Source organism: Candidatus Avelusimicrobium sp., from assembly GCF_056976295.1.
This window is the reverse complement of record NZ_DBMCTG010000012.1, coordinates 1-25,811: the sequence shown is the minus strand read 5'-3', so window position 1 is coordinate 25,811 and position 25,811 is coordinate 1. Positions and strand designations below refer to the sequence as shown.

The 25,811-nt window shown below is 48.2% G+C and carries 22 protein-coding genes and 2 tRNA genes; 23 read left to right on the top strand and 1 reads right to left on the bottom strand.

All coding sequences use genetic code 11. From position 1 onward, the window contains the following. The first annotated feature begins 82 nt into the window (after positions 1-82). From ACZOTW_RS05955 to ACZOTW_RS05945, 3 genes are read left to right on the top strand one after another with little or no spacing between them, the layout of a single operon-like run. Positions 83-595, top strand: coding sequence for a type IV pilin protein (locus tag ACZOTW_RS05955; RefSeq protein WP_428037544.1), 513 nt, complete (start codon positions 83-85; stop codon positions 593-595). Between the two features lie 5 nt (positions 596-600). Continuing rightward, positions 601-1,080, top strand: a complete 480-nt coding sequence (locus ACZOTW_RS05950) for a type IV pilin protein (RefSeq protein WP_483997742.1) — start codon at positions 601-603, stop codon at positions 1,078-1,080. Between the two features lie 9 nt (positions 1,081-1,089). Continuing rightward, positions 1,090-1,635, top strand: a complete 546-nt coding sequence (locus ACZOTW_RS05945) for a type IV pilin protein (RefSeq protein WP_483997741.1) — start codon at positions 1,090-1,092, stop codon at positions 1,633-1,635. A gap of 72 nt (positions 1,636-1,707) precedes the next feature. On the opposite strand, the gene ACZOTW_RS05940 is transcribed toward ACZOTW_RS05945, so the two are convergent. Then, the gene (locus tag ACZOTW_RS05940) at positions 1,708-3,561 is read right to left on the bottom strand and encodes a DUF885 family protein (RefSeq protein WP_483997740.1); all 1,854 of its coding nucleotides are present in this window, start codon (positions 3,559-3,561) and stop codon (positions 1,708-1,710) included. Positions 3,562-3,765: 204 nt separating this feature from the next. Here ACZOTW_RS05940 and ACZOTW_RS05935 point away from each other — a divergent pair. From ACZOTW_RS05935 to ACZOTW_RS05840, 20 genes are all read left to right on the top strand, one after another. After that, a tRNA-Lys gene (locus ACZOTW_RS05935) sits at positions 3,766-3,838 on the top strand. 38 nt (positions 3,839-3,876) lie between these two features. Continuing rightward, positions 3,877-3,958, top strand: a tRNA-Leu gene (locus tag ACZOTW_RS05930). A 37-nt stretch (positions 3,959-3,995) separates the two neighbouring features. Beyond that, a complete protein-coding gene (gene tig, locus ACZOTW_RS05925; protein ID WP_483997739.1) occupies positions 3,996-5,285 on the top strand; it encodes a trigger factor in 1,290 nt (429 codons plus the stop codon). Positions 5,286-5,702: 417 nt separating this feature from the next. Continuing rightward, a complete protein-coding gene (locus tag ACZOTW_RS05920; protein ID WP_483997738.1) occupies positions 5,703-6,647 on the top strand; it encodes a hypothetical protein in 945 nt (314 codons plus the stop codon). A gap of 485 nt (positions 6,648-7,132) precedes the next feature. Further along, on the top strand, positions 7,133-9,739 hold the full coding sequence (locus tag ACZOTW_RS05915; RefSeq protein WP_483997737.1) for a tetratricopeptide repeat protein: 2,607 nt from the start codon (positions 7,133-7,135) through the stop codon (positions 9,737-9,739). 120 nt (positions 9,740-9,859) lie between these two features. Beyond that, the gene (locus ACZOTW_RS05910) at positions 9,860-11,794 is read left to right on the top strand and encodes a hypothetical protein (RefSeq protein ID WP_483997736.1); all 1,935 of its coding nucleotides are present in this window, start codon (positions 9,860-9,862) and stop codon (positions 11,792-11,794) included. Positions 11,795-11,808: 14 nt separating this feature from the next. After that, the gene (locus ACZOTW_RS05905; RefSeq protein WP_177745841.1) at positions 11,809-13,443 is read left to right on the top strand and encodes a hypothetical protein; all 1,635 of its coding nucleotides are present in this window, start codon (positions 11,809-11,811) and stop codon (positions 13,441-13,443) included. A 2-nt stretch (positions 13,444-13,445) separates the two neighbouring features. Beyond that, a complete protein-coding gene (locus ACZOTW_RS05900) occupies positions 13,446-14,126 on the top strand; it encodes a hypothetical protein (protein ID WP_428040727.1) in 681 nt (226 codons plus the stop codon). Further along, on the top strand, positions 14,126-14,851 hold the full coding sequence (locus ACZOTW_RS05895; RefSeq protein WP_483997735.1) for a hypothetical protein: 726 nt from the start codon (positions 14,126-14,128) through the stop codon (positions 14,849-14,851). The genes ACZOTW_RS05900 and ACZOTW_RS05895 overlap by 1 nt, the downstream gene beginning before the upstream one ends. A 33-nt stretch (positions 14,852-14,884) precedes the next feature. Continuing rightward, positions 14,885-16,471: a secretin N-terminal domain-containing protein gene (locus ACZOTW_RS05890; protein WP_177745847.1), complete on the top strand. Its 1,587-nt coding sequence runs from the start codon at positions 14,885-14,887 to the stop codon at positions 16,469-16,471. 75 nt (positions 16,472-16,546) lie between these two features. Further along, complete coding sequence (locus ACZOTW_RS05885) at positions 16,547-18,283, top strand: GspE/PulE family protein (protein WP_177745849.1); 1,737 nt, start codon at positions 16,547-16,549, stop codon at positions 18,281-18,283. Between the two features lie 10 nt (positions 18,284-18,293). Further along, entirely contained in the window at positions 18,294-19,517 is a 1,224-nt protein-coding gene (locus tag ACZOTW_RS05880) for a type II secretion system F family protein (RefSeq protein WP_483997734.1), read from the top strand. A gap of 12 nt (positions 19,518-19,529) precedes the next feature. Beyond that, positions 19,530-20,054, top strand: a complete 525-nt coding sequence (locus tag ACZOTW_RS05875) for a prepilin-type N-terminal cleavage/methylation domain-containing protein (protein WP_428041444.1) — start codon at positions 19,530-19,532, stop codon at positions 20,052-20,054. Positions 20,055-20,102: 48 nt separating this feature from the next. Next, complete coding sequence (locus ACZOTW_RS05870) at positions 20,103-20,531, top strand: type II secretion system protein (protein ID WP_483997733.1); 429 nt, start codon at positions 20,103-20,105, stop codon at positions 20,529-20,531. A gap of 8 nt (positions 20,532-20,539) precedes the next feature. Further along, complete coding sequence (locus tag ACZOTW_RS05865; protein WP_483997732.1) at positions 20,540-21,118, top strand: prepilin-type N-terminal cleavage/methylation domain-containing protein; 579 nt, start codon at positions 20,540-20,542, stop codon at positions 21,116-21,118. Positions 21,119-21,127: 9 nt separating this feature from the next. After that, on the top strand, positions 21,128-21,652 hold the full coding sequence (locus ACZOTW_RS05860; protein ID WP_483997731.1) for a hypothetical protein: 525 nt from the start codon (positions 21,128-21,130) through the stop codon (positions 21,650-21,652). Further along, positions 21,649-22,359, top strand: coding sequence for a PulJ/GspJ family protein (locus ACZOTW_RS05855; RefSeq protein WP_428040733.1), 711 nt, complete (start codon positions 21,649-21,651; stop codon positions 22,357-22,359). The genes ACZOTW_RS05860 and ACZOTW_RS05855 overlap by 4 nt, the downstream gene beginning before the upstream one ends. Positions 22,360-22,369: 10 nt before the next feature. Next, complete coding sequence (locus tag ACZOTW_RS05850; RefSeq protein ID WP_428050028.1) at positions 22,370-22,804, top strand: hypothetical protein; 435 nt, start codon at positions 22,370-22,372, stop codon at positions 22,802-22,804. 13 nt (positions 22,805-22,817) lie between these two features. Then, positions 22,818-24,461 (top strand): gluzincin family metallopeptidase, encoded by a 1,644-nt coding sequence (locus tag ACZOTW_RS05845; RefSeq protein ID WP_428064706.1) that lies wholly within the window; start codon positions 22,818-22,820, stop codon positions 24,459-24,461. 113 nt (positions 24,462-24,574) lie between these two features. After that, positions 24,575-25,486, top strand: coding sequence for a LysR family transcriptional regulator (locus ACZOTW_RS05840; protein ID WP_428044865.1), 912 nt, complete (start codon positions 24,575-24,577; stop codon positions 25,484-25,486). Positions 25,487-25,811 lie beyond the last annotated feature (325 nt).

Sequence of the window (25,811 nt, the reverse complement as noted above, 5' to 3'; positions counted from 1 at the left end):
TTTTGCCAGACGGCGGTTTTTTAGATATAATGGGTATTGTATTTAGCCTAAATACAACTATACTTTTTGTAATGGAGCCGATATGAAAAAAGGGTTTACCTTAATTGAATTGTTAGCGGCTGTACTGATTATGGGTATTTTGACGGCGGTTGCTTTACCCCAGTATCGCCGCAGTTTGGAGCGCACCCGCGTGGCGGAGGCCTTGCAAATGCTGCCCAGTATTTATGATGCCCGCGAAAGATTAGTAACGGAAAACGATTGGACGTGGAGTGAAGGAATGCACGCTGGTACGGCGGCAAGTAATGTGTCCTTTAAAAAGTTGGATATGGAAATGAAAGGGAAGCAGGGGGCAAACGCTACCACTTGGGTAACGGATAACTTTACTTACAATTTGGCGAATAATTGTGTTGGTATTCTGTGCCTTATAAATGGAGAGCCCAATGTGTCGGCCAATATGTTGCGCGGAACCTATAAAGGGACAACTATTTATTATACCGGCAATGATTTTTTATGTTGCCCCGGTACAGTGCGGGATTCTTGCGAACGTTTGAATGTAACGCAGGCATCACATTGCACTCTTAATTTTAGGGGATAATCAAAATGAACAAGAAAGGTTTTACATTAGTTGAATTATTAGCCGTAGTTCTTATTGTGGCTATTTTGTCCGGTGTGGCTTTGCCGCAGTATCGCAAGGTGGTGGAAAAGGCCAATTTGTCGGAAGCGGAAAGTATGATGCGGACGATTTACGATTCCAGCGAACGCTTGGCGGGGGAGTTTGGCTACCGCAATTTTGTGGAAATGGCTCAAAACGATTCCTCCAAGGCGGTTTTCAGCCGTATGGATATGTTTGATTCGTCCAACTTGCCCCGCGGGTGCAATTTGACGGACAGCAAAACGCTTACCTGTGCCAAATTTGTTTTTGTGCCTTATGTGGTCAAAAACGGACGCGCTTTTGTGCAGGCTACCAAGGTTAGCGGAACCTATAAAGATACGGTAATTTTGTTTGACCGCGGCAACCAACAACTTTACTGCTCTCCGGAAGGCGATGCGTGCGACACCTATGGTTTGGACGTACTGTAAGAGGATAATATGAAGAAAAATTTGTTTAACGGCGGTTTTACGCTAGTAGAAATTTTGGTTGTTATTATGATTGTGGCCTTGCTGGTTACAATGGCAATGCCTATGTACGAAAAAACGGTAGAAAAAAGCCGTATGACTGAATCGCGCACGATGCTTAAAAAGATTTTGGAGTCCAAACTGCGCATTTTGGATAATATGGATACAGTTAATTATTCAAGCGGCTTGTTCGGCTTTGAAAATTTGGATGTTAGTGTGCCGTGTGTAAAGTCTTCCGGCGAAAAACTTTCCCGTTGTGAGGGGGCGTCCATAATGACGAAAGATTTTACCTATAAGTTATTGCCTACGGGAACTATCCCCGGCGGTTCTACTGCCACTATCGCCAACGCGGTTTGTGCCGTGCGTCGCTCGGGTGATTATGCGGGCGTGAATTTCCTGTATTTGGGCGAGTTGGAAACGGACCCCAATAAAAGCAAATTCTTCTGCAATAACGGCGGCGTAACCGACGGTTGTGCGGTGTACGGGTTGGACTCCACGGGTTCAGCCTGGTGCCGGTAAATTCCAAGTTTTTAGTGCCATAAAAAAACCCCCGGGGCGTTATATTGCTCCGGGGTTAATTTTTTCTACACTTTATTTGTAAAGTCTTTCCAGTTCTTCGGCCAGTTCGTTAGGCGAAACATTGCCCGCCTTTAATACCCTGGTGTGAAAGTCCGCTAGTGAGAATTTTTTGCCCAATTTCTTGGTGTATTTGGCGCGCGCGCTTTCCAACGCATCCAAGCCCGCCGCATAGCCTACGGCCTTGCCGGGGTTCAAAGCCGACTCTTTAATAAGTGCTTCGGCATCTTCTTGGGTAAAGCCATTTTCGCCCACCAAAAAGTCCATTGCGTCGTTGTAGGAATATTGGCGGCTTTGCAGGCGCATATCCACCAAAGCCGCGGCGGCCCGGCGGTAATTGTGCCACGCTAAAAACAGCAGTTCATCATCGGTTACAATATAGCCCGCTTCGCTTGCCAGTTTGAGCGCGTATTCGTTCCAACCGTCTGCCATACTCTGCGCCGGGTAAAAGCGGCGCGCCGCGGACAATCCGGCTGTTTTTGCGGTTTGGTAAAAGCGGCCCGGCACTAATTCCTGTGCGGTTAAAAGTTTGCGTGTCGGGGTGTTGTAATCACGCACCAACTGTTCGGCTTGAGCGCGGCGGTTGCCAAAGGGCAGGCGGATAAAAAAGTCGCTCCGCGCGTTATTGCCAAACGGGGGCAGAAATAAATCACTCTGCGTGTAAGCGTAATATTGCGGCAGCGGCTTGACCGTAAAGGCCACCTGCCCGGCTGGAAGTAAACCGTTGTCCGTCAAAAGGGCCGCTAACTGATTGGCTTCTTGCGTGAGCAAGGCGGGTAAATCGGTTTCTGCGGGGGCTTGCGTAATGCGTTTGGCTACGGTGTAAAAATCTTGCGCGGTCGGCGGAACAAATTTACCCTTTTTGGCCTTTTTTTCTTTTTTTGCAGGTTCTTTTTTTTGCTCCTCCACAATGGGTTGGTTGTTTAACCCGTCAATCACCGTTACCTCATCTTCGTTGGCGCTTACGTTCTGTGCAAAAGGCTCCAAGGTTTTGGCCAGTTGTTTTTGTGCCGATAAAAAATCTTGCGCAAAGCGTTTTTCCAGTTTAGCCAAAGGTTCTGTGGTTTGATAGCGGTTTTTTAAAATTTCTGCATAGGCTTCTTTGCCCAAACGGAAATCGGCGGCTGATTCTTGCTGGGATTGTTCCTTAAATAAATCAAACATCCTTTTAATGGAGCGTTTGGCTTCGTTTGCCTGGTTTTTGATTTGCGCGGCGGCAATATCGTCCTCGGCGTCCTGTACCAAAATGTTTACCAGTTCATCAAATGAAATATAGGCGTAGTAGGTTCTTTCCATCGCCAAGCGTGCCAAAAAAGCGGAGGGATTGGCCAAATTCTTTTCCGCCTGGTCCGCCACGTTTTTTAAATCGTTTAGCCGCGCGGTTAAATCGGCGCGCTGTCGGCGGGGGGAAGACACGGGCTTTAATACTACGTCATACACTGCATCCAGTGCCTCGGCATAATACAAGGGGTCGCTTTCGGCGCGGTGCTGCTGTAAGGCAAAAATATCGTCATCCATTGATTCCTTTAACAAGGTTAAATCGGCCCGTTTGGAGGGGGATAATTGCTTGGCGGAAATTTCGTCCAAGGCGTTTCGCACCGTGCGCAGTGCGGCCAGTTGAGCGGCTTGGGCGCGGGGGGAGCGGTCGTTTAATTTAGCGTTAGCGGAGGTAAACCCTAACCGCCCGGCGCGTTCGGGCTCGGACGTGAGCGTAACGGAGGCATAGCGGTTGGCCGCATCATCTAGGGCGTTGTCGGTTAAAAGGAAATCAATATTTCCAAAATCAAAGCCCGTTTGGGCGTTGGCGGCGGAAAAAGCCAAAAGCCCGCACGCGCAGCCCAGTAATGAAAAGAAGCAATTTTTTTTCATAAGATCCTGTTTTATAATAAAGTAAAACGCCCGCCATAGGCGGACAAAGATATTGTATTTTTTGCGTGCGTGCTTTGTCAATTTAAAAAGGTTTGCTAAGCATGGGAAAATTTGTTAAAATAAATTATCTTCAAACGGCCGTAATATTTAATAAAGGTTTACCCGCAAGGCCGTTTTTGCTATAATCTAATTATAACCCTTTCCGGGCCATTAGCTCAGTTGGTAGAGCAGACGCCTCTTAAGCGTAAGGTCGTGAGTTCGAGCCTCACATGGCCCACTTTGGATTTTCAAACATATAAAGAAGTTAAAAATATAGGACGGGTGGCGGAATCGGTAGACGCGTACGCCTTAGGAGCGTATGGAGCAATCCGTGAGGGTTCAAGTCCCTCTCCGTCCAGATTTTCGGCTATGCCGATACAACAGGAGTGAGTACGATGTCCATCTTCAAAACTGCCCAGGCCGGGGAAGTAAAAACTAAACAATTAGGCAAAGAAGGCTGCCGCGTTACGTTGTCTGTGGAAGCCGCCCCCGAACTGGTATCTAAATGCTTTCAAAATGCCGCCGTTCAGGTGCAATCCCGCGCGCAAATGCAAGGTTTCCGCGCCGGTAAAGTGCCGCTTGATCTCGTTAAACAAAATTTTGCCGGACATATCAAAGAACGCGCCTTGGACTTAACCGTTAAAGCCGCTATCAATGCCGCTATTGCCGATGCCAAATTGGATGCGGTGGCCGTTCCTACCCTCACCAAGGCCGATTTCGCCAATTTCAACGACGGCAAAGCCTTTCCGTTTGAAATTGCGGTAGATGTCGCTCCGGAATTTGATGTAAAAGATTACAAAGGTATTGAAATTGCCAAAAAGCCCGAAACGGCCACAGATGCCGACGTAAACGAAAATCTTTCCCGCGTGCAGGACGCCAATGCCCGCTTGGAAAGTGCCCAAGACGGTGCCGTTATTGACGATAAATGCTATGCAGTGGTGCATTACAAAGGCCAGCGCAATGGCAAAGACGATTACAAATTAAGCGCCGACAGTGAACTGGTAGATATGGCTGCCCCGCAGACAATGCCCGGATTAGCCGAAGCCATTACAGGGCTTAAAAAAGGCGACGAAAAAGATTTTGAGTCCAAAGAAGGGGAAGAAACTCTTTCCTTCCATGTTGTAGTGGACGATATTAAAAATAAAATCGTGCCCGCGTTGGACGACGGTTTCGCCAAAGATATGGGCTTTGACACCTTGGACGCTTTGAAAGCCAAGGTAAAAGAAAGTCTGGACGAAGAAGCCAAACAAAACGCTCGCCGCGACGAAATCGCCCAAATTGAAAACCACTTGGTTAAAGCCAACGATTTTGCCTTGCCGCAAAGCCTGGTGGAAGAATATACGGAATCTTCCCTTAACAACTTTGTGCGCAGTATGACGCAGATGAAGCCCGACCAATTAAATGCCGAACAGCGCAAAGCGTTTGAAGAACGCATCCGCCCTAGTGTGGAAAAGGACTTGCGCATTGGCTATATTGTGCACGCTATTGCCAAAAAGGAAAACTTGGAAGCCACCGAGGCCGACTGGAAAGCCGAGTTGGATAAGAGCCTTGCTTCCAACACGCAAAACAAGGCTGACGAAAAGAAAATTAAATCTTTCTTTGAAGAACGTAAAGCCCACATTTTGGCTACGCTTTCCGAACGCAAAGTATTTGATTTCTTGAAAGCCGAAGCGAAATATAAATAATTTTGCTAAAAACAGATAACACCGCCCCGCTTGGGTTTTATACCCAGCGGGGCGGTGTGCTTTTGATGGGGTGCGCGTGAGTGGCTTTCTTGTTATTTTGCTGGGGTCATTCCCTTTTTCCGTCGTTCTGTAAGGTTTTGCGGCCCGCAGGGTTCGGGGAACTGTCGCTTCTGTTGCTGTGTGCTTTTGTAGTCATCCCCGAAGGTTTCTGTCGGGGATCTGTTGTTTCGGAAGAGAACAACCACGACGAACAACAGATTCCCGACTACGACACTCGGGAATGACGGCTATATCGCTATTGTAGTCATATCCGAAGGTTTGGTGGTCTTCCGGGTTCGGGAATCTGTTGTTTTTCCTCTTGTTTTTTGCAGAAAATAAAATATAATATTAGATATCTCTAATTTTAATGGGGGTTTTATGAAAAAAACCTTATTTTTATTTACCATTTTGTTGGCGCCGTTGTCTGTTTTTGCCGCTAATGCCAATAAAATGACAATGGTAACGTATTTCCCGGTGAAATATGTGGCATATAGCCAGGTAGATGTAATGAAACAAATGGACGTCGGCTTAACCTCTGCCTGCCAAATGAACTTGGGTTGTTCAGCAGACGAAGGGTTTAATACAGGGAAATCGTTGCGCGTCAATAACTTATTAAAGATAGCAGGGGGAAAACTGGAACTAAATGATGCGCCTGCAATAGAGGGCAGCACCGCGCACATTGGTAGCGGGAACGGAACGGCGGACTTTGATTTTGAAACCAGTTTGCGCGTAGGCAACTACAAGCAAGGCTACACGATGCAGACGGATAATATGTATTTGAACGAATTAAACTTGTTCGGCTATAAATTCCCTAAATGTGAGGGGGAGACAATGAGTTGGCAGAAATTAAAACTCAAAAACAAGGAAGAGGTTTACTTGGTCTGCGGCGAAGCGGAACAAGGCACTTGCGAGCCTCCGGCGGACGAACCGACCGAAAAGGCCTGTGATTACGGAACAGGCACTCAGACTAGAACTTGGAACTACAACACGTGCCAATGGAACGATTGGAATAAATTGAATTGCAAACTCACGCCGACAGAAGACACCTATGTGTGGACTTTGACAGATTCCGGGTATGGGTGGCTTCCGCAAGGCATCAAATGCGGGGTCACTTGTATGGTAAACGCAACCACAGGAACTCTATCTGGTCATCCTTTCTTATCGTCGGACGGGTCGTTAGTTACAACAACGACTGCAATTATACCCAAATGCACAAGTTCTAATGTTGGGGAAACGTGTAAAATAGGGAACATTAAAGCCAAGACCCTTGAGGAGTCTGACAGATATTACTATTGTCCAACATACACTTGTACTAAAAAATAGTTTTAACAAAATACCGGGGGTTTTTACTTCTTCCGGTATTTTTTTGCCTTTTTGCTGTCATCCCGTAAGGTTTTTATATGGGGTCTGTTGTTGTTTGCCGTCATCCCCGAAGATTTTGCGCCCCGTATGGTTCGGGACTCTGTTGTTGCGTGCAAAAACAGCAAAAGACGGATTCCCGAACCCTGCGGGCGGCCACTCTTTCGGGAATGACGGCTATATTTCTTTGGTAGTCATCCCCGAAGTGTTTGGTAAGTATATTCTTCCTTCGTCATCCCCGAGGGCTTCTGTCGGGGGTCTGTCGTTTTGTAAGAGAACAACCACGACGAACAACAGATTCCCGAACCCTGTGGGTCGCCGCTCTTTCGGAAATGACGACCGACAAGAAAATGCCCCCAAATTTAATAATAATTTCTAATCCAATACTGCCTCTTTACCTTGTGCGCCTTAAAAAACTACAATATAATAAACCTTTTTATGGACTTTTTATGCTAAATTTAATCAAACCCGAAAAAGAAACTATCTATATGAAGATTATCCGCGTGCTGCTGGCTATGTGTTTTCTCGTCGTGCCGCTCGTGTTTTTTACCGACCTTACCGCCAACCCTTTTTTTGTACAAAATACACTTTTGTATGTGCTTTTGGCCCTTATTTACGGCACTTTGGCGTTCCGCTTTTTGCGTTTAAAAGATATTGATTTTACCAAAACTTTTTTTGATTTGGCTTTCTTCGTTTATGTCATAGCGTGCGTTGTGGGGTGGCTTTCTGCCGTATCGTCCGCACCGCAAGCCTTGCGCCAAACAATGTTTTACGGAATGTTAAACTATGGCACCCTGTTGGTAATTGTGGCCTTGGGGGCGTATGTAATCAGCAAAAATGTGGTTTTTTCCGGCGTAATTGAAAGCAAAACCAATTATATTTTGATGTTCCTTGCGTGGGGCGGGCTGTGGTACTTTTTGCCTATGCTCAAAACGCATATGTCTTCCGACGGGCTTTTTGCGCAAATGTTTGATTGGTACGCGCTTGTTTTATGGGTTTTAGGCGTTTATTTAGGAGTGCGGGTGCTTAAAAAACTCACGCAGGAAAATATTTTAGTGCTGATATTTGTTGCCGTGTTTTTGGCTTGTTGTTACGGAGTGTTGCAGGCGCTCGGACTTGAATTTTTATGGCCGTTTGAAATCAACCAGTTTGCTACCAAGGCATTTTCCACCTTTGGCAACCCGAACTTTTTGTCCTCGGCGGTGGTGATGCTGTTGCCGTCGCTCCTCGTGTACTATATGCGGACGGACAGCAAAAAGGATTTTATCGTCTATGGCCTGCTTGTTTTAGTCTATATTTTGTTCTTATCTTTTGGTGTGGCGCGCTCGTGTTGGCTGGGGGCCTTGTGCGGGCTTATTATGATGTGGATGTTCGGCACCTTGCGTTCGCTTATTTGGCAGCGCAAAGGCCGCGTGTTTTTGCTTGCGTTGCTTGCCGTAGGCGTAGGGTGGGGCTCCGTGTATATAGACGGCTCGTCCGCTACCCGCCCGGTGGCTACGCGCGCCAAGGAACTTACCCTCGTTACGCCGTCTAACATTACGCTTAACGTGGATAAAGACCATATCTTTCAGTCGCTTCACCAACGCTTGTTTATGTGGGATGTTTCCAAGGAAATCTTTTTGGACCGTCCGGTAATGGGCAGCGGGCTTGGAAATTTTCAAATGGCCTTTGAGCAGAACCAGCCCAAAACCTTGCTCCGTTATCCCAATCTGCGTGAACTCAAAACCATTACCAATGCACCGCATAATGAACTGTTCTTCCAACTGGCGCAGGGGGGGATTGTCGGCCTGGGGCTGTTCCTCTTTATGTTTATGGTGCTGTTTTTGGAGGTGCGCGATTTTGCCGCACACAAAAAAGAAGGCGACAAAAAGCAACTCTTGCAGGCGCTTTTCTGTGGTATTTTGGGAATGCTTGCGGACAATATGTTTAACATTTCCCTGCACGCGGTGGTTCCGGCGTTTATCTTTTGGTGGATGGTTGGGGCCGAAGTAAGCGGTGTCGGTAAAGAAGAACGAAGTGTTGTAATTACCGTCAACCCGGTTACCAAAACCGTTGCCTTGGCCGTTTTAGGCTTTTCTGTGGCAGTGATTGTGTGGCAAGGTTTGTGGTTGGCGAGTGAGTACCGCGCGTTTGTAGGTCAAAAGGAAATTGCGGCAAAAAATTATTCTGCCGCAGTGGAAAATCTTTCCCGCGCGTTAAAACTGTACCCGGCTAATACCGAGGCAGGCTTCCGCTTGGGAAATGTGCTTTTGTCGCAGGGCAAGTATAAGGATTCTCTGGCCGCCTTTGAAAAGACCACTTCCGCCGCTTCGTATTACGAGGAAGTCTATTTCCACGCCGCGTTGGCGGCCTTGGGCACGCACGATAATAAAAAAGCAGTGCATTATTTGATAGATAATTTAAAACTTCACCCGTATAATTTGCAGGCGTACCAAATGCTCTCGCAACTGTTGGACGAGGACGTTATTTACGCCGACGAAACGGCACTTGCTTTGGTGGAGCGCGGCTTAAAACTTTTTCCGTACGAGCCTGCCTTGTGGCGCGTGGCGGGGGAAATCCACCAAAAACTGGGCGATACCGAATACGCTAAAAACGTCTATAAACGTGGGCTGACGGTGGATACGTTGGATAAGGAACTCCTCTCTCGTTTGGACGCACTGTACGGAAAAAGCAAGGATAAGCCCGCTATTTTGGCACAGGCACGGCGCTTGCAGCGGTATCAGGAAAAAGCGGACAAGTTTGAAAAAATGTCCGAATTTTACAAACACCGCCTGCGTAGTGATGTGGAAAACTATATAAAAGAATTCCCCGAGGATACCAACGGGCCGATTTTGTTGGCGCGTATCTTGTCGCTTTCGGGCAATGATATTAAGTCCAAGGAGGTTTTGGACCGCCTGCTTCAAGAACATCCGGACGACTTGTGGGCCAATATTGCGCTTTCCACGCTCTACCGCAAGGCAGAGGATGTAAAAAATGCCAAACGCTGTTTGTTAGATGCGCTGTTTTATTATCCGCAAAATTCGGCTGCTACGGCACGCCTAAAAGCCCTTGGATAAGGACAATTTTTTGCGTTTATAAAAAAGTTGCTTTACAAACCGCGCTAAATTGCTATAATTCTAGTATCTGTGTGTTGCAGGGTAAACCCATTATTAACGCAAGGGACAGGAAAATCAATAATGAAAACAAATAGAATATTTAGTTATTTGACCGTTTCTTTCTTATGCTTTTTGTTGACGGGGGGAACGCTGGTTTATGCGGCCTCTCCCGCCAAACAGTTGGCAAAGGGTATTTCGCTGTATGAAAAAAATAAAGACAGCGAAGCAATGGACTATTTTATTGACGTGATGGTTCACGGCGATAAAGACCAAGTGGCCGAAGCCAACAAATATGTGGAATTAATCCATAACCGCGTGGGCGGTATTCAAACCCCGGTGGAAGTGGATGTAAACTTTAAAGAAGGCGAAGTGAAAACGCTTGACGACGTGGCCACCGATGCCGTAGCCGAGGCCCAACAGCAGGCTCAACTTGCCGCCCAAGAAGCACAGGCCAAAGCGCAGGAACAGAAAGCCCAGGCCGCCGCTGCCAAGGAAGGTTTAGTAAACGACGTGAACGCCCAACAACAGGCGTTGACGGACCGCATTGAAGCGCAACGCTTGGCCGCTCAGGAAGCCGCCGCACAGGCACGCCAAGATGCGTTGCAAACCGCCGCGGACGTGAACGAAGCCGCCATTGAAACCACGGCTGTGGCCGGAGTCGCTTCCGCCGGAACGGCTGCACAAAATGCGGATGAACAAGCGATTGCCAATCAAACGCAGACTGTAACGGATGCTGCTTTGGGCGCTACTCCGCGCCAAGAAAGCACGCTGACCTCGTCTGCTGATTCCACCTTTACCGATTTGACGTCCCCCGAAGCCGTGGAAGCGCGCGAATTATATACCAACCAAAAATTGGATTCTATGACCGCCGCCGCCATTGAAAAAATTAATGCCGCTAAGGGCGTACATCTCTATTTCCGCGACAATATGCCGGATGCCTTGGATATTGATGCCGATGTCCTTTTTGACGGCAACAAATTCCGCCCCGAAGCCTTGCCTCTTTTAAACAGCATTTATGAAATGCTGGCTTTGGTGCAGGGCGCGGGTTATGTTATTTTGCCGCCCGGCTCTTATACCGACGATGTAACATTGGCGGGTATCCGCCAGGCAATGGCACTTAACTCTTATTTTGTAAACCGTGGTATTTCCCAAGGAAAATTGCATTACAATCTGGGTCTTGCCGACCAGGAACCGCCGGCCCGCTTTGCGAATTTAAACGGGCTTTCTATCGTGTTTGATTATACCGCCAAATTGCCGACCCGTATGGAAAAGAACGAAGGCAACGAAAAGGCCCCGCTTTTAAGTATGGCGATTGTTCCCCAATGCCACGCCATTGACCGTTCGTTGGGCGAAGCATATGCGGTGGATTTCTCCGTATTGGAAACGGTAAACCCGATTGATAATTGGCTCTTGCAGGTCGTTCAGCACGGGCGCGACGGCAACTATTACGTTGTCCGCCAGTTGGAAGGCTTTACGCCCGTTTATCATCAGATTTTATGGAACGGACGCAAAGGCATTATCGGGCCGGAACTCCCCTGCGGCAAATATACCTTGGTATTGACCGCAACTGATTTAAAGGGACAAAAACAAACCTTGCGCCGCCGCGTAATTGTTAAATGTTCGGCGCAGAAGAAGACATCTTCCGCCTCCTGCACCACCTCTGCCTGCCAGACAAAGGTAACGGGTGACGAACTTTGCCCCTCTTGCAATTATAAAGCGGACCGTTTGTGGACCAAACCGACCCGCACTATGGGTGCTGCCCACGAAACTGCGGAACAACCGGTAGAAACGCAAGCCCAAACGGCAACGGCTCCCACCACGGACGTAACGGCGCCCGCTCCGGTGGATACGCCCGATACGCTTGGCGGTACGGCTTATCCGTCTGCCCAACAGTCTTATTCTCCGTATGATACCCCGACGGATGCGCAAGCCTATGGTACGCAACCGTCCACCGCTCCGGTAAATAACCCGTACGATATGCCGTACGAAGATTACAATACCGGAAGCGCCAACTAATTCCCGAGGTGAGTATGAGTAGCAGTCTTGCTAGTATTACGGAAGCGTTAATCGGCCAAAATATGAATGCCCACCCGGATTGCCTGGGTATCTATATTGGCATTGACGAAATGTATGTGGCGCAAACCACCAAAAAAGACAGCGGAACCGTGCTGGAATCTTTGGTGCGCGTGCCGATTAATTCCGTAGATAAAACTTTGTTAAAACCATTAGATTTGAACGAAGCGTTCTTTGCTATGGATAACTGGTTGGAATCCTTGAAAAAAGTAACGTCTAAAAAGAAATGGAAAACCAACCGCGTGGTTATCAGTTTGGCTTCTTCGTTTTGCTTACTGCGCCACTTTGTGATTCCGGCCGCCATTGAGCGCAAAATGTGGAAGAGTTCTATTCCTCTTCAAGCGCGCAAGTATATCCATTTTCCGTTTGAAAAAGCGGAATACGCATATCACGTTTACGAATTTGAAACGGCCGCTACCAAGCAAAAACGCTTGGGTGTGGTGTTTGCAATGACTACCCAGCAGATTATTGAACGGTTGCGCAAAGGATTGAAATCGGTGGGATTGGAACTTATATCAGTGGAACCGTCCAGCCTTTCTCTGGGGCGCGCGTTTAACGATAGCGACAAGGAAGCCGTTGGCAACGGCGGACGTATTTATTCCTTCTTCGGCAAGGACTTGGCGAGTTTTGTTTTCTTAAATGAAAACGCTCCTGTTCTCTTGCGCGAGGTGGAAATTTCGGGTTCTTTGCCGGCGGAACGCCGCCGCTTTGAAATCACCAACTGCACGGAATTTGTGGCCAAACAGTTGGAAAAGGATCCCTTTGAAGAAGCCGTTATTGTGGGTACGGATGTGGACCCGTGGATTCCCGCGCTGGAAGCCGATTCTAAAAAGCCGGTGCGCAAATGGAATTTAAGCGAGGTTTACGGAATTGAAACGCGCTCGGCGGGAGAAATTGCCGCCATTGGCGCGAGTATTAAATTCCACGATCACAAAACGCCGGATTTGGACTTTACCAAAGGCAACCGTTTAAGCGATTATGAATTTAACGCCAGTTTGACTGCTTGGAAAGTGTCCGCAGTGCTAATTGTTATTTTGTTGCTTCTTATTGGCAAAGGCTACTTAGGTGTAAAGAGTGCTGAGAAAAATCTCCGCCAAACCAAGGCATCTGCCACGCAGACGATTGCCGATTTTGATGGCTTAACTGCCAGTCAAATTCAAAGCAATTTGAGCAAAATGAAGAGCCAAAATTCCAACTTACAGCAAATGTTGCAGTTTGACCATGTTATTACGCCTGTAATTATGGAAGTGGTGGATACGATTCCGCAGGAAATGTGGATTACCAAGTTTTCCTATACGGACCCGTTCCCGTCCAAAGGCGGTGAGGCCCGCAGTATTGTATTGGAAGGGGCTATTAAAACCGGTAAAGACGGACGCGCCGACTTGGCTTTGGGTAACCAGTTTAGAGATAAACTTGTCCAACAGCCCAATTTCAAAAAAATCTGTGGCGAAAAAGCCAATATCCGCTATCCAAATGTAGCGGGCACGGCGGGCGGAAACTCATCTAGAGGCAATGACTCCTCTTCTGCGGCCGGCACGGAAACCAGTTTCGTATTCACCTGCGGAAGTCAGCAGCAGGAAGGAGGTCGCTAATTATGGCAGCAGATATGAAGGAAAAAGCGGCTAAAATGCAGGAAAACCTGAAAAAGGGCTTCCAAGACATCCAAACGGTGGCGCAGGAAGGGAACGTAAAACTCTTCGTCAAACAGTTTGTGGCGGTGTTGGTTGTATTCTTGCTGTTGCGCTATGCCAACGGCAAGTTTGATGACAAAGTCCGCAATTTTAATGGGCAGGTAGATGCTATCCGCGTTCAGCAAACCAGCGAGCAGGAATATCAGGCCAACAAGACGAAACTCTTGTCCTTGGAGCCGAAGTTCCCGAATATTGAATCCAAAAACGAATGGTTGCTCAGCCAAATTTTGGGTATTTTTAAGGCCGCTAATATTACGCCCCAAATTGAAGGGCAACAGACCGAGGATACAAGTAATTCCACCTTTGTTGCCGCTTCTCTGCGGGTAAATACGGAAATGGGTTTTACGCCGTTTGCCGAGTTCTTGGCGGGCATTGAAAACTTGGATGAATACATCAAAGTTACCGAGTTTTCCATTGCCAAGCAGCAGGAAGCCAGCAAATTGGGTGTAAATAAAGTGTCTATGCGCTTTAACACCATTTTCCCGAAAGAAAAAATTGCCAAAGGTCTCTTTAAAGATTATGATAAAATAATCCAAGAGCAACAGATCCAAAAATCCTCCAAGAGAAAAGGAGGTAAAAAATAATGAAGAAACTCATTTGTTTATTTACACTTTTGGCTTTTGTCTGCGTGCCGTTTGCGCAAGCGCAAAAAACGGCCCGCAAAGGCCGCCGTGCCTCTGCCAAAAAGGATATGACGGGTGCGGTAGCCCCGCAGGCGCAAAAAGCCTTGGCCGCCCAGGCGGACGTGTCGGTGGAAGCCTTGCCGCAAGCGGGAGAGGTTGCTGTTGACGCAACACCCCAGGTTCCGCAAGAAGGCGCACAACCTGTGTTGCCCGTTGCGGGTGACGCTCCGGCTGTGCCGGCCGCCGAGGGGGAAGGTTTTGTTGCCCCGCGTGAAGAAGTAGCCGAAAAGCCCGAGGAGGCCGCGGCCCCGCGTGTGGTGTATAACCCTAAGTCCCGCCGGGATCCGACCTTATCGCCCGATGACTTTTTGCTCTTGCAATTCCGCGAGCAACAGCGTTTGGCCGCTATTGAAGCGGAACGCCAACGCAAACTCGCCGAAGAAAGACGTAAACGCGAAGAAGAAGAACGCTTGCGTCAGTTGGAACTCGCCCGCATTAAAGACCCGACCCGTGAGGTTAGAAACCGCATTAAAATCGGCGGTATTATCGGACAAGAGGTTTTTATCGGCAGTAAGATTTACACCGTAGGAAAAAGCATTTATGGCGCGCGGATTGTGGAAGTCCGTCCAGATTCCGTTGTGTTTTCTTACAAGGGTCATAAATTTGTTCGTAAAATGCAGTTGTAATCAAATCATTTAGGAAAAATTATAGGAGGATAGATGACAAATCGTTTAGCAGTTGCGCTGGCGTGTGTGGCGGCTGTGAGTTTGGGTGGCAATGCCTTTGCCCAAAAATCCCGGCAATCCTTACCTAGCGACAACACTATCGCTGTAACAGAAGATACAACGGTAAAGTTGAATGGCGAATCCGAACTGTACAAAGAAACCGAAGCGTCCTCGCCTTTGGACCGCAAAGTGTCCATCCGCGTTTCCAACGTACCGATATCGGCGTTCTTGAACAGTATCACGACGCAAGCCAAAATCAACTTTATTATGAGCGAGGAATTCGCCAATAAAAAAGTGACGGCTTCGCTGACACGTGTAACGGTACGCGAAGCGTTGGATACGCTTTTGCGCGTGCAAGGGTTGGCTTATCAGCGCATCGGCAAGAGCGACAGTTACGTCGTAACCAAACGCTCCAATGATGCCCCGGATACCATTACTAAGATTTATACCCTTAGTTATATTTCCCTGCAAGGCGTTGGTTCCGCGCAGAGCGAACTTAACAGCATTATGCCGCAGGATGTGTCTTCTAGCAGTTCTTCCAGTTCGTCCGGTGATTCTACCGGTTTGAACTTGGGTGGATCTTCCTCCGGTTCGGGTTCCGACTCTTACAGCGGCGGTGCAGAAATTACGACAATTGTCAAAAGTATGCTCTCCCCTGTCGGCAAGATTGCCGTGGATCCCCGCACGAACAAATTGATTATTACCGACGTGGCCGAAGTATTCCCGCAGGTGGAAAACATCTTGGCCGAGTTGGATATTAAACCCCCGCAGATTTTGATTGAAGCGCAAATCGTGGAAGTCAGCAAGACGAGCGGTTTGAGCCTCGGCTTTGAATACGGCGGAAGCGACGGCGCAATGGTTTCTATGACGGGTCCCAAACGCAAAGTGGACTTGGAATATATTAAAGGCCAAGGCGTGAAAGGTTGGAACTATATTTTCCCGAGCAAGGACCAGTTGAACAGCGGTTCTTCCGGCTCTGGTTCCAGTTCCGGTTCCGGTTCTTCCTCCTCTTCTAGCGACGAAGGCGAAGATGAGGGTGGTTTGTTGGACTTCTCGGCCTTTAACATTGTGCTGAAAAGTTTACTGACCCGCGGTGAAGCCAAATATTTGGGTAAACCGAAAGTGGTAACCTTGAACAACAAAACGGCTACCATCACCACCTCTACGGATGCCACCGTCGGCCAGACGATGAGCCAGTCGGGTAGCAGTTCCGGTGAAGGGATGACCACCACCTCGGCGGAAAGAAAACGCGTCGGTCTTACCTTGCAGGTTACCCCGCAGGTAAACCGCGAAGGCTATGTAACGCTGTATGTGCAGCCTTCTTACTCCGACTTGGTGAGTTCCGGTTTTGACTTCTCCAAAGATACTACCACCCGCGCGGCGTCCACCTTGGTCCGCGTGAAGAACGGCCAAACGGTCGTTATCGGCGGTCTGCTCACTTCGCGTGAAACGGATCAGACCCGCAAAGTACCGCTCTTGGGCGATATCCCTCTGTTGGGCTGGCTGTTTACCAGCAAGACCAAATCTAAAAGCACCACCGACTTGGTCATCTTCATTACCCCGACCATTTTGGCGGAATAGTTAATTCTTTAACCGCCCCCGGTGATAAACTGGGGGCGGACAGTATCAAAAGCAAGCAATATAGAGGATTAGGAAATGGCAAAACAGTTAAGTGAGATTTTGGTAGAACAAGGCACCTTAAATGAAGATCAAGTCAAGCGTGCGATGTTGTTCTCCAAACAAAACAACGTAACGTTCGCGGAGGCCGTTATCAAGTTCGGCTTTGCGTCCGAAGAAAAGGTAACGGCGGCGCTCTCTAAACATTTTGCGGTTCCCTACGCTTCTAAGGAAAACGGTATTTTAGTACCGGAAAAAGAGCAGAATTTGCAGGATATTATTCCTGAAAAATTCGCCCGTGAAAATATGGTTATTCCGTTGTTCGTGGAGGATGACTCCCTCGCGGTAGCGGTGTTGGACCCGACCAATGTGTTCCTGCTTGAAAATATCAAAATGATGTCCGGTAAGCAGGTGCAACCCTTTTTAGCCAGCAAAAGCCAACTTTTAAACGTAATTGATACTTTCTATTCTAACAAAAACCTGTTGGAAGAAGTAATGAACGAAGCCGCCAAACCCCAAGTGGAGGTGGCCGGCGAAGAAAGCGACGACGATGTGGATGTGTCGGGCTTTTTGGACTTGGATAAAGTTTCGCCTAGTGCTTCGCAGTATGTAAAACAGGTAAACGCTATTTTGCGCCAGGCCATTACAGAGCGCACGTCAGATATTCATTTGGAACTGTTTGATGCTCGCGTAAGTTTGCGCTTCCGTATTGACGGGTCTTTGTACGAACGCACGGCCCCGGCCAAAGAGTCTGTAAACGCCATTATTTCCCGTATTAAAATTTTGTCTAAATTGGATATCGCGGAAAAACGCTTGCCGCAGGACGGCAGTTTTACTATCCGCTACCAAAACCGCTCCATTGAAGTCCGTGTATCTGTCTGCCCGACGGTATATGGCGAAAAACTGGTGCTTCGTATTTTGGATAAAGGTACGAGCGAAATGAACGTGGATAAACTGGGGTTTGAACCGGACCAGAAAAAAGCCTTCTTGGAGGCGGCCAACTTGCCGCACGGGCTGATTTTCTTGACGGGTCCTACCGGTTCCGGTAAATCTACCACGTTAAACGCGGTACTGACAACCATCCGCACCCCCGAGTTAAACTTTATGACATTGGAAGACCCGGTGGAATACAAACTGGCGGGTATTAGCCAGGTGCAGGTAAAGCCGGCCATTGGCCTTACGTTTGCGGCGGGCTTACGCTCGTTCTTACGTCAGGACCCGGACGTAATTCTGGTGGGGGAAGTCCGCGATAACGAAACCGCCGAAGCCTGCTTGAAGGCGGCCTTAACCGGCCACTTGGTGCTTTCCACGCTTCACACCAACGAAGCCTTGGGGGCGGTTCCCCGTTTGATTGATATGGGTATGGAACCCTTTTTGCTTGCGTCCTCCTTGGCGTTGGTGGCGGCGCAGCGCTTGGTGCGTATCCTGTGCCCGTACTGCAAAGTGCCGCATATCCCGGATCCGTCCACCTTACAGCGCATTATTAAAGAGGGTCATTTGAACCCGCACGACCAAAATTCTTGGACATTTTTCAAGTCTGTCGGTTGCCCCAAGTGCTTCGGCACCGGGTTTATGGGCCGCCGCGCCATTTACGAAGTATATCGTATGACGGAGGAAATGCGTAATATTATTTATAAAACACAGGACCTTGTGGAATTGAAACGGGCGGCGGAACGCTCCGGCTCGCTCAACCTGCGTGCAAACGGGTGGCACAAAGTCATCCGCGGGCAAACGACGGTAGATGAAATTTTGAGTATTACGACATCAGACGAATAACAGAGGGTTTATGCAAAAATATACTTATACAGTCAGAGATGCTAACGGCAAAACCATTAAAGGTTCCGTGTCGGCGGACAACCGCGAAAAGGTAATTTTCGCCCTTCAAAACAAAGGGTATTTAGTGTTGGACGTGCAGGAAGGAAACGGTGGTTTGTTTGGGGGCGGTGGCCCGGCTAAAAAGAGAGGCGGTAAAGTGCCCGGCCACGTTTTGGCCTTCTTTGCCGAACAGTTATCCACACTTATTGCCGGCGGTGTGCCGCTCGTGCGCGCCGTATCGTTGTTGGGGGAATACGCTTCCAACCCCACATTAGGTTATGTGCTTACGCAAGTGGCCAAGGATATTGCAGGCGGTCAGTCTTTGCACTCCGCGCTTGCCCAACATCCCAAGACGTTCAGTCATATTTGGCTGTCTTTGGTTCAGGCGGGTGAAGTGGGTGGCCAGTTGGCGGATACTTTGATGCAGATTTCGCTCTATACCAAAACGCAGGAAGGGATGAAGAGCAAAATCATCACGGCCGTTACCTACCCGGCTATTTTGATGTTGGCCTCTGTCGGCGTGCTTATTTACTTTATTTTGGGTATCGTGCCGACGTTCGCGCAAATCTTTAAGGACTTTAATATTGACTTGCCGATGATTACGGTTGTCGTATTAAACGTGTCCAGTTTGCTTATTAATAACGGTATTTTGATTATTGTATCCGCGATTGCTCTGTTTGTGGCGTTCCGCTTCTACATCAAAACTGTGGACGGCAAAAAACGCTGGCACGCGTTTTTGATTTCTATGCCGCTATTCGGTAACTTCCTTAAAAACATTTATTACGACCGGATGCTTTCCACGCTTTGTACCCTGCTTAAAAGCGGTGTAACTATTTTGAACGCTATCTTGGTATTGGAAGAATCCTTTGACGGAAACGTCATCATCCAAAACGCTTTGAAGCACGTCCGCACGGAAGTTGCGGCCGGTAAGGCCATTTCCGAATCGTTTCGCGCTACGGGGGTATTCCCCGGCTTGATGACGGAAATGATGCTGATGGGCGAGGAATCTGGTAAACTGCCCAGCATTATTGGTACGCTTTCCAAGTTCTATGCCGATAACGTGGACCAGTTTATTGCCCGTTTCTCCGCGGTGATTGACCCTATCTTAATCTGCGGTGTCGGTGCGCTGATTGGTATCATTGTAGCCTCTATCTTCTTGCCTATCTTCAAGTTGTCCCAAATCGGTGGCAACTAATCGGGGGAAAGTATGAAGAAAGGTTTTACATTATTGGAAGTTCTGATTGTAGTGGTGATTGCGGTGTCTGTTGCGGTGTTTGCCGTGCCGGCCTACAAAAAAACGCAGGATAAAAACCGCTATTTGGCGGCCCAAGGGGTGCTTATGGACTTGGGCAACGGCCTGCGCACGTTGCAATCGGAGGGATATGCTTTTCCGTCTTCTGCCCAACAGGTAACGTATTCCAATATGAACGGAACCTTGGCGGCGGATGCGGTGATTTCGTCTTCCAACTATCAAAGGGCCTTGGTGGCGCGCAAATATATGTCGCCGATTCCGTTTGATAATACCTCTACTAGTATCTATAAGGGCTATAAATTTTACGCTTGCCCGGTGAATACAGCATCCTCCTCTAATTGTTGTAATAACAATGCCGGAGTAGTGGCCTGTATGGAAGACAGCACTTTGCAAACGGTAGCAAACAGTCCGACGGCAGGCCAATATTACCGGGCGACTTTTTTGCGTAGCGGCAGTATCAAGCGTATTCCCAAAAACTAAACTTGACAAAGGGGCAAAACTGCGCAATACTGTATTAGTGGGGATTTTATGAAGAGAAATGGTTTTACATTAATAGAACTTTTGATTGCGGCCACGATTATCGGCATTTTAGCGGTATTTGCTACGGTGGCTTACCGCAACAGTGCTTCGGATGCGCGCGCGGCAAGTGCCAAAGCCTATGCTAATGCTTTGGCTCAGGCGGCCCAGCGTTATCTGTTGGACCCGTCGGCCTGCTATTCGTCCAATGTCGCTATTACCTCTACGCCCACGGTGGGTGCATTGGTGCAATGCGGTCTGTTGGAAACGAACCGTTCTGCCGATTCTTCGGAATATTTCAGTTATGCGTTGGATACGTCTAATTCTTCTTGCTTTGTAAAAATGACCCCCAAGACCGCCTATTTGGGCAAACTGTCGGACCGCTATAAAAAGTATTCCTATTGTGTGTCTAATGCCGGGGTAGGAACGGAAAGTTTTTAGGAGCCTTTATGATGAATAAAAAAGGTTTTACCTTAATGGAAATTTTGGCGGTGTTACTGGTAATTGCTGTGGTGGTATCTATGGCGGTGCCGGTGTTGCGCTCGGTCCGTTACGAGGTAAAAAACGGCCAAGCCAAAAATGCCGCCCACAAATTGGCTCAGGCTGTGCGCACCTATTACCAGGTTAGCCGTGGCGGCGTGCCGCGCGGGCAATCCTTTACACCTACGGCGGATAGTGATAAAGCAAATATCGTTTTGGCGGCGCCTTCTGCCTGTGTGGCTCCGTCCGAAACGGGTATTCCGCTTCAAAAAACGACTGGCTCGGTGGAAATTAAGCAGTTGTTTGCGTGTGGCTATTTGTCGTTTAAAGATTTTGTCAGTTTGCCTTATACCTTTACGGTGTGTGACCCTCGCCCCGGGCAAGTGCCTAACGATACCTGTAAATTAAGCGTAGCCACGGGGCCCAATACGCCGATTGTGGTAGTTAAAGGGGCTGCCGGTTCCGGTGATAAATACGACGTAAGCAAGAATAAAGATTATCTTATTTATGTGGACCAGTCTATGAATGTAAAGGATTCCTCCAAATAGGAGCAGTTTATGATGCAATTTTTAAAACGAGTTTTAACTAAAAAGAAAGGTGTTACCATTTTGGAAGGACTGATTGCCTTGGGGCTGCTCGCTTTGGTGGCGGCAGGAACCTTTGGGGTGTTATTGTCTGTTGCCCGTAAATCGGGCGCGCCGGACATCCGCGAGGAAATGGTGCTTGCGGTGGAACGCGCCAACGACCAGTTGCAAATGTATTCGTCCGGTATCGTATCTGGTATGACTAACAGCAAACTTTACGAACAATACGCTAATGGTATGTGCGGGGGAAGTTTGATACCGGCGGGGGTTAAGGTTTCGGATAGTTCTCCTATGTCGATTGGCTCGCATAACATTAAGTGTATGCTTCCGCCCTTGTGCGATTACAGTAATTCCACTTTTACTTATACGGTGAGGGAAGCCAGTTTCACCACGCATAATTACGGCGCTTCTAATATGGTAACGGATTATGCTAGCGCGTTTCCGACCAAGGGCCGCCAGGTTACCTTTAATATTACTTGCAACGGGTTTACGTTATGACGAACAAAAAGGGTTTTACCTTAACTGAAATTTTGTTAGCGGTGATGATTGTGGGAATCATCGGGGTTGCGCTTGCTTCCTTGACGACGGCCGCCTCGCGTGAATCAGGGGTAGGCCGCAGTAAAGTAATGCTGCGCAACAATTTGTCTATTGCCTTACGCCAATTGCGCCAGGATGTGCAGGAATCCACCCGCGTGCTTTATGTCCGCGGCAAGATTGACAGTGCTACGGCAGGGACTGATATTCCGCTTTTATCCTTGGCTAAAAACGAGGATATTGACGGAAATGTCATTGGTACGGGTAATTCTTACGTTACCTATTGTTTTGTACCGGGAAGCAAAACGGCTGCGCCGGAAGGAAAAGCGCTCTCCGGCGGAACGATTTACCGGCGCGAGGGAACGGTCTCTTGGAGCGGAAATGCACCGTCTTGCACTTATAACACCAGTACAGACGTGTTCCTTTATAACGTAAAATTTATCCCGCCGATTGGTTCCTCCGGTAATGACAACTATTATCCGGTTCCGTTCTTCGGCCCGGAAACGTATAGTGTAAGAGATGCCAGCACATCGGCTGTTTCCGTGCGCCGCAAGGATTTGGGCAGTATTTTACAGGTGCGTTTGATTACCGAGTTGGACAGTACCCCGGTGGTAAACGACGCCGTGGAACAAATTTTTATGTTGCCTAACGGATACAGAGTAAAGGCATAAGGGGTCTTATATGATTTTTAAGAATAAAAAAGGTGCGGCTTTATTGCAAGTTTTGTTAGTTACCGTTATTTTGGCGGGTATGGCGACAATGCTTCTGCGCGCCAGTTTATCCCGCACGACCGCCGCGCGTAAAACGCGCCGCACGGTTTCTGCGCAAATGTTGGTCAACTCTTGTATGGCGCAAGTAAACAATATGTGGGCCGCCAAAAGCCCCGAAATGTTCGCGCGCGATATGAGCCAGTGCATTATGTACTGCAAGGATGCCTCCACAGGCACCTGCCCTTCCGCCCAGGTAGAGAAAACGTATAAATGCAATATTTCGCTTAATGGGCAAACCTATACCGTAACCGCCGCGTTTGATCCTTCCGGTACCGATGCTGTTATCAATTCGGATAATAAGTGCAAATTGACTTATACGATTGAGTCCAATGTGGACGTGATGTAAGCGGTGTACGGATATGAGAGTCATTTTTATTCTGCTGACGTTTTGTTTAGTGGCGGTTCCATCATATGCACAGCGTGTGTCGGTGCAGAATCAGCCTGCGCCTGTGGTGGTAGATGAGCCCGATTCCAATATTGATTTATTAAAGAAATCTATTGAGGTCTCCCAACCCGCGCTTAATACGGAGCAAAAGCCTTCCGCTAAACCTGCTAATGTTGTAGCGGCCGTAAATAATACCCCGGCTACGCCCGCCGCTTCTTCTGCGGCAAGTTCCGCTAATACGTTAGATATGCCCCTTTCTGTGGGCGGAACGGTAACGACGGTGCAAACCTCGGTGGTCCCAACCAAAAAAACGCTTTCGCCTGCGGCTGCCAAGCGCGTGCAAGCCGCCAAGTCCCAACGCCGTACGGCGGCCAAAAATGCGGCCGCAAAAAACGCTGCCGCGCAAAAGACATCCAAGCCCACCCAGTTAGAAAAAGATATAGAAAAAAATAACGCCCTTTTACCGCCAAGCGACCAGGCGGAAACCGAAGCCACTGCGGCTACTTCTGACGAGGAGTCAAGCGAGGAAGCCGCCGCAGATGCTGAATTGGAATACGCGGTGCGTATGTTGGAAAAATCCAAAGAGGCCGCCGAATCCGCCGGACGGAAAATTCCGGCGCCTGCTTCGCAAAACCGCCCGAACAAAGTTCCCGCGCCAAACAAAAAATTTAACCCCAATGCCTTCCGCCCTGGCGTAACGTGGGTGGCTTCCCAAAGTACGCATTTTGAAATTTACACACAAAAACGCACGAACGGCGGGATTAGTTCATCCAATATGTCTATGACGTTTGAAAACGCCTACCAAACCTTGCGTCGCTTTATTCCGTGGATGATGTCCGGCAAGGTCCGCGTGTTTGTGTATCAGGACCACCAATCTTATTTGCGCTATGAGCCAAACGCCAAGGCTTGGTCGGGCGCACTTGCATACCCCACGCGTGGGGAAATTGTGGTGTATGACACTCCCGGCAATAAGCAGGGCCAAAATTTAAAGGAAAGTTTCACCCACGAATTGACGCATATTTTTACCCAGCAGTTTTTTGACAGCCACAAAACGGGCCGTATTATGACTCCTACCTGGTTGGACGAGGGCTTGGCGGTGCTGTTGGAGGACCAGTCCTATGCGGGTGGAAACGGGCCGTGGAACAACGATTTTAAAACGCTTAATTTCCAGCGCGACCCGTCCGGACAGTCTGCCTTTGGCAGTTTTTCTTCCTCGGCACGCGCTTCTACATTTGGCAAAAAATTGACTGCCAAACGTCAGGGCCCGCCACAATATTTGGTTCCGTTTGACCAGTTTATGCAAGAAGGTTCCCTGGAAATGGCGGAAAGCCGGAACAAAACGCAGGATTGGTATTTCCAAGCCTATGTGATGGTGCGTTTTTTGTTAAATCCCGCAGGGGGAACGTCGCCATCCAATCGTATGCAGTTTGAACAGTTTACGCGCTTGCTTGCCCAGGGGGAGCCGGTGCGTGATCCGGCCACCGGATTTCTGCAAAAGGATTCCCGTGGAAAAACGGTTTATCAACCGTACTCGGTGGAAAAGGCAATGAGCCGGGCGTACCGTTATTCCTCGGCCGCAAATTTTGAGGATGCCTTTTGGCGGTGGGCCAACCGGTAAATTTTTTGCGGAAAAGGAGTTTCCTTGTCCGTTAGATGTGATATAATTTAAAAATAATAATTCGTGTAGTTTGATACCATTTAGTTATAAGCAGTAAATATATAGAGTGGCTTATGGAATTGACAGAACTGGTATATTTTACAACGATTGCGCAAACGGGCAATATGTCCCGTGCGGCAAAAAAATTGCAGGTATCACAGCCCGCATTGAGCGTGGCGGTCAGAAAATTGGAACGGGATTTGAATATGCAACTTTTTGTCCGGGCAAATAACAGCATTATTTTAAATGCTGCCGGCAAAAAAGCCGTGGTATTTGCGGAGAATATTTTAAGCCAAGTGAGCGAAATGAGGCACTTCTTCCGCACCTATGGGGAGCGTAACACAGCGGCTTCGCTGGCGTTTACGGACCCAGGGCCATACCGTTTGGTGTTGCCTTTCTTCCAACAAAAGTGTACGCAAACTAAAATTTCTTCCTTATTGTTGCACGCGGATAATGAGGTGGGGCCTACCTTAGAAGAAAAGAAGGCTGATGCGGTGATTTGTTTATCGTTGCCGCGCAAAAATAAAAAAGATTTTGAAAGCATTTCTGTTGCCAAAGAAGGCTTATACTTGGCGGTTCCGAAAAATCATCCCTTGGCAAAACGGAAATATATCCGCTTGGATAAAGAAAAGAACTTGGACCTTGCTGTCCTTATCGAGGGTGGCGCGTATGCGCAGTATTTGGTGCCGTTTTGGGAGAAATTTTCCAAACGCCATAAAATTACTATTTACAAAGATTATGAATCGTTTAAACAAGCGGCCCAACAAAATCCCCAGCAGGCTTTGGTGCTTAGCCGCTTGGCCCGCCGCTATTATCAGGAAGATTACGGACGTATCCTTATGCCCATTAACGATAAAGGTTTAAGCGTGCTTTATTACTTGGTCTATCTTAAAAAGAACGCGGAGTGCCTGTATCCTATTTTGCATTGGGCGAAGACGCGGGAAAACAAATTGTTAAATGTTGTTCGCCCGTATGCCAATATGTAGTGTAATTCTAAAACCTAAATAAAGACCCCGCTGGGTGTGTCCCCGGCGGGGTTTTTTGTCGTTTATAAAAATAAAAGTCATCCTGAACTTGTTTCAGGATCTACTGCTTGGGTAGTTAGTTGTTGTCGTCATCCTGGAAAGTCGTAGTCCAGGATCTGTCGTTATTAAAAAGAGGAAAACAACAGATACTGGACAGAAACCTTCCAGTATGACCTTTATTTTTATAAACGATTAACGCGACCCAAGCGGTAGATTCTGAAAACCCTGCGGGTGGCCTCTTTTTCGGGAATGACGGTAAAAAATGTCGTTTTTGTCGTTGGTTTTT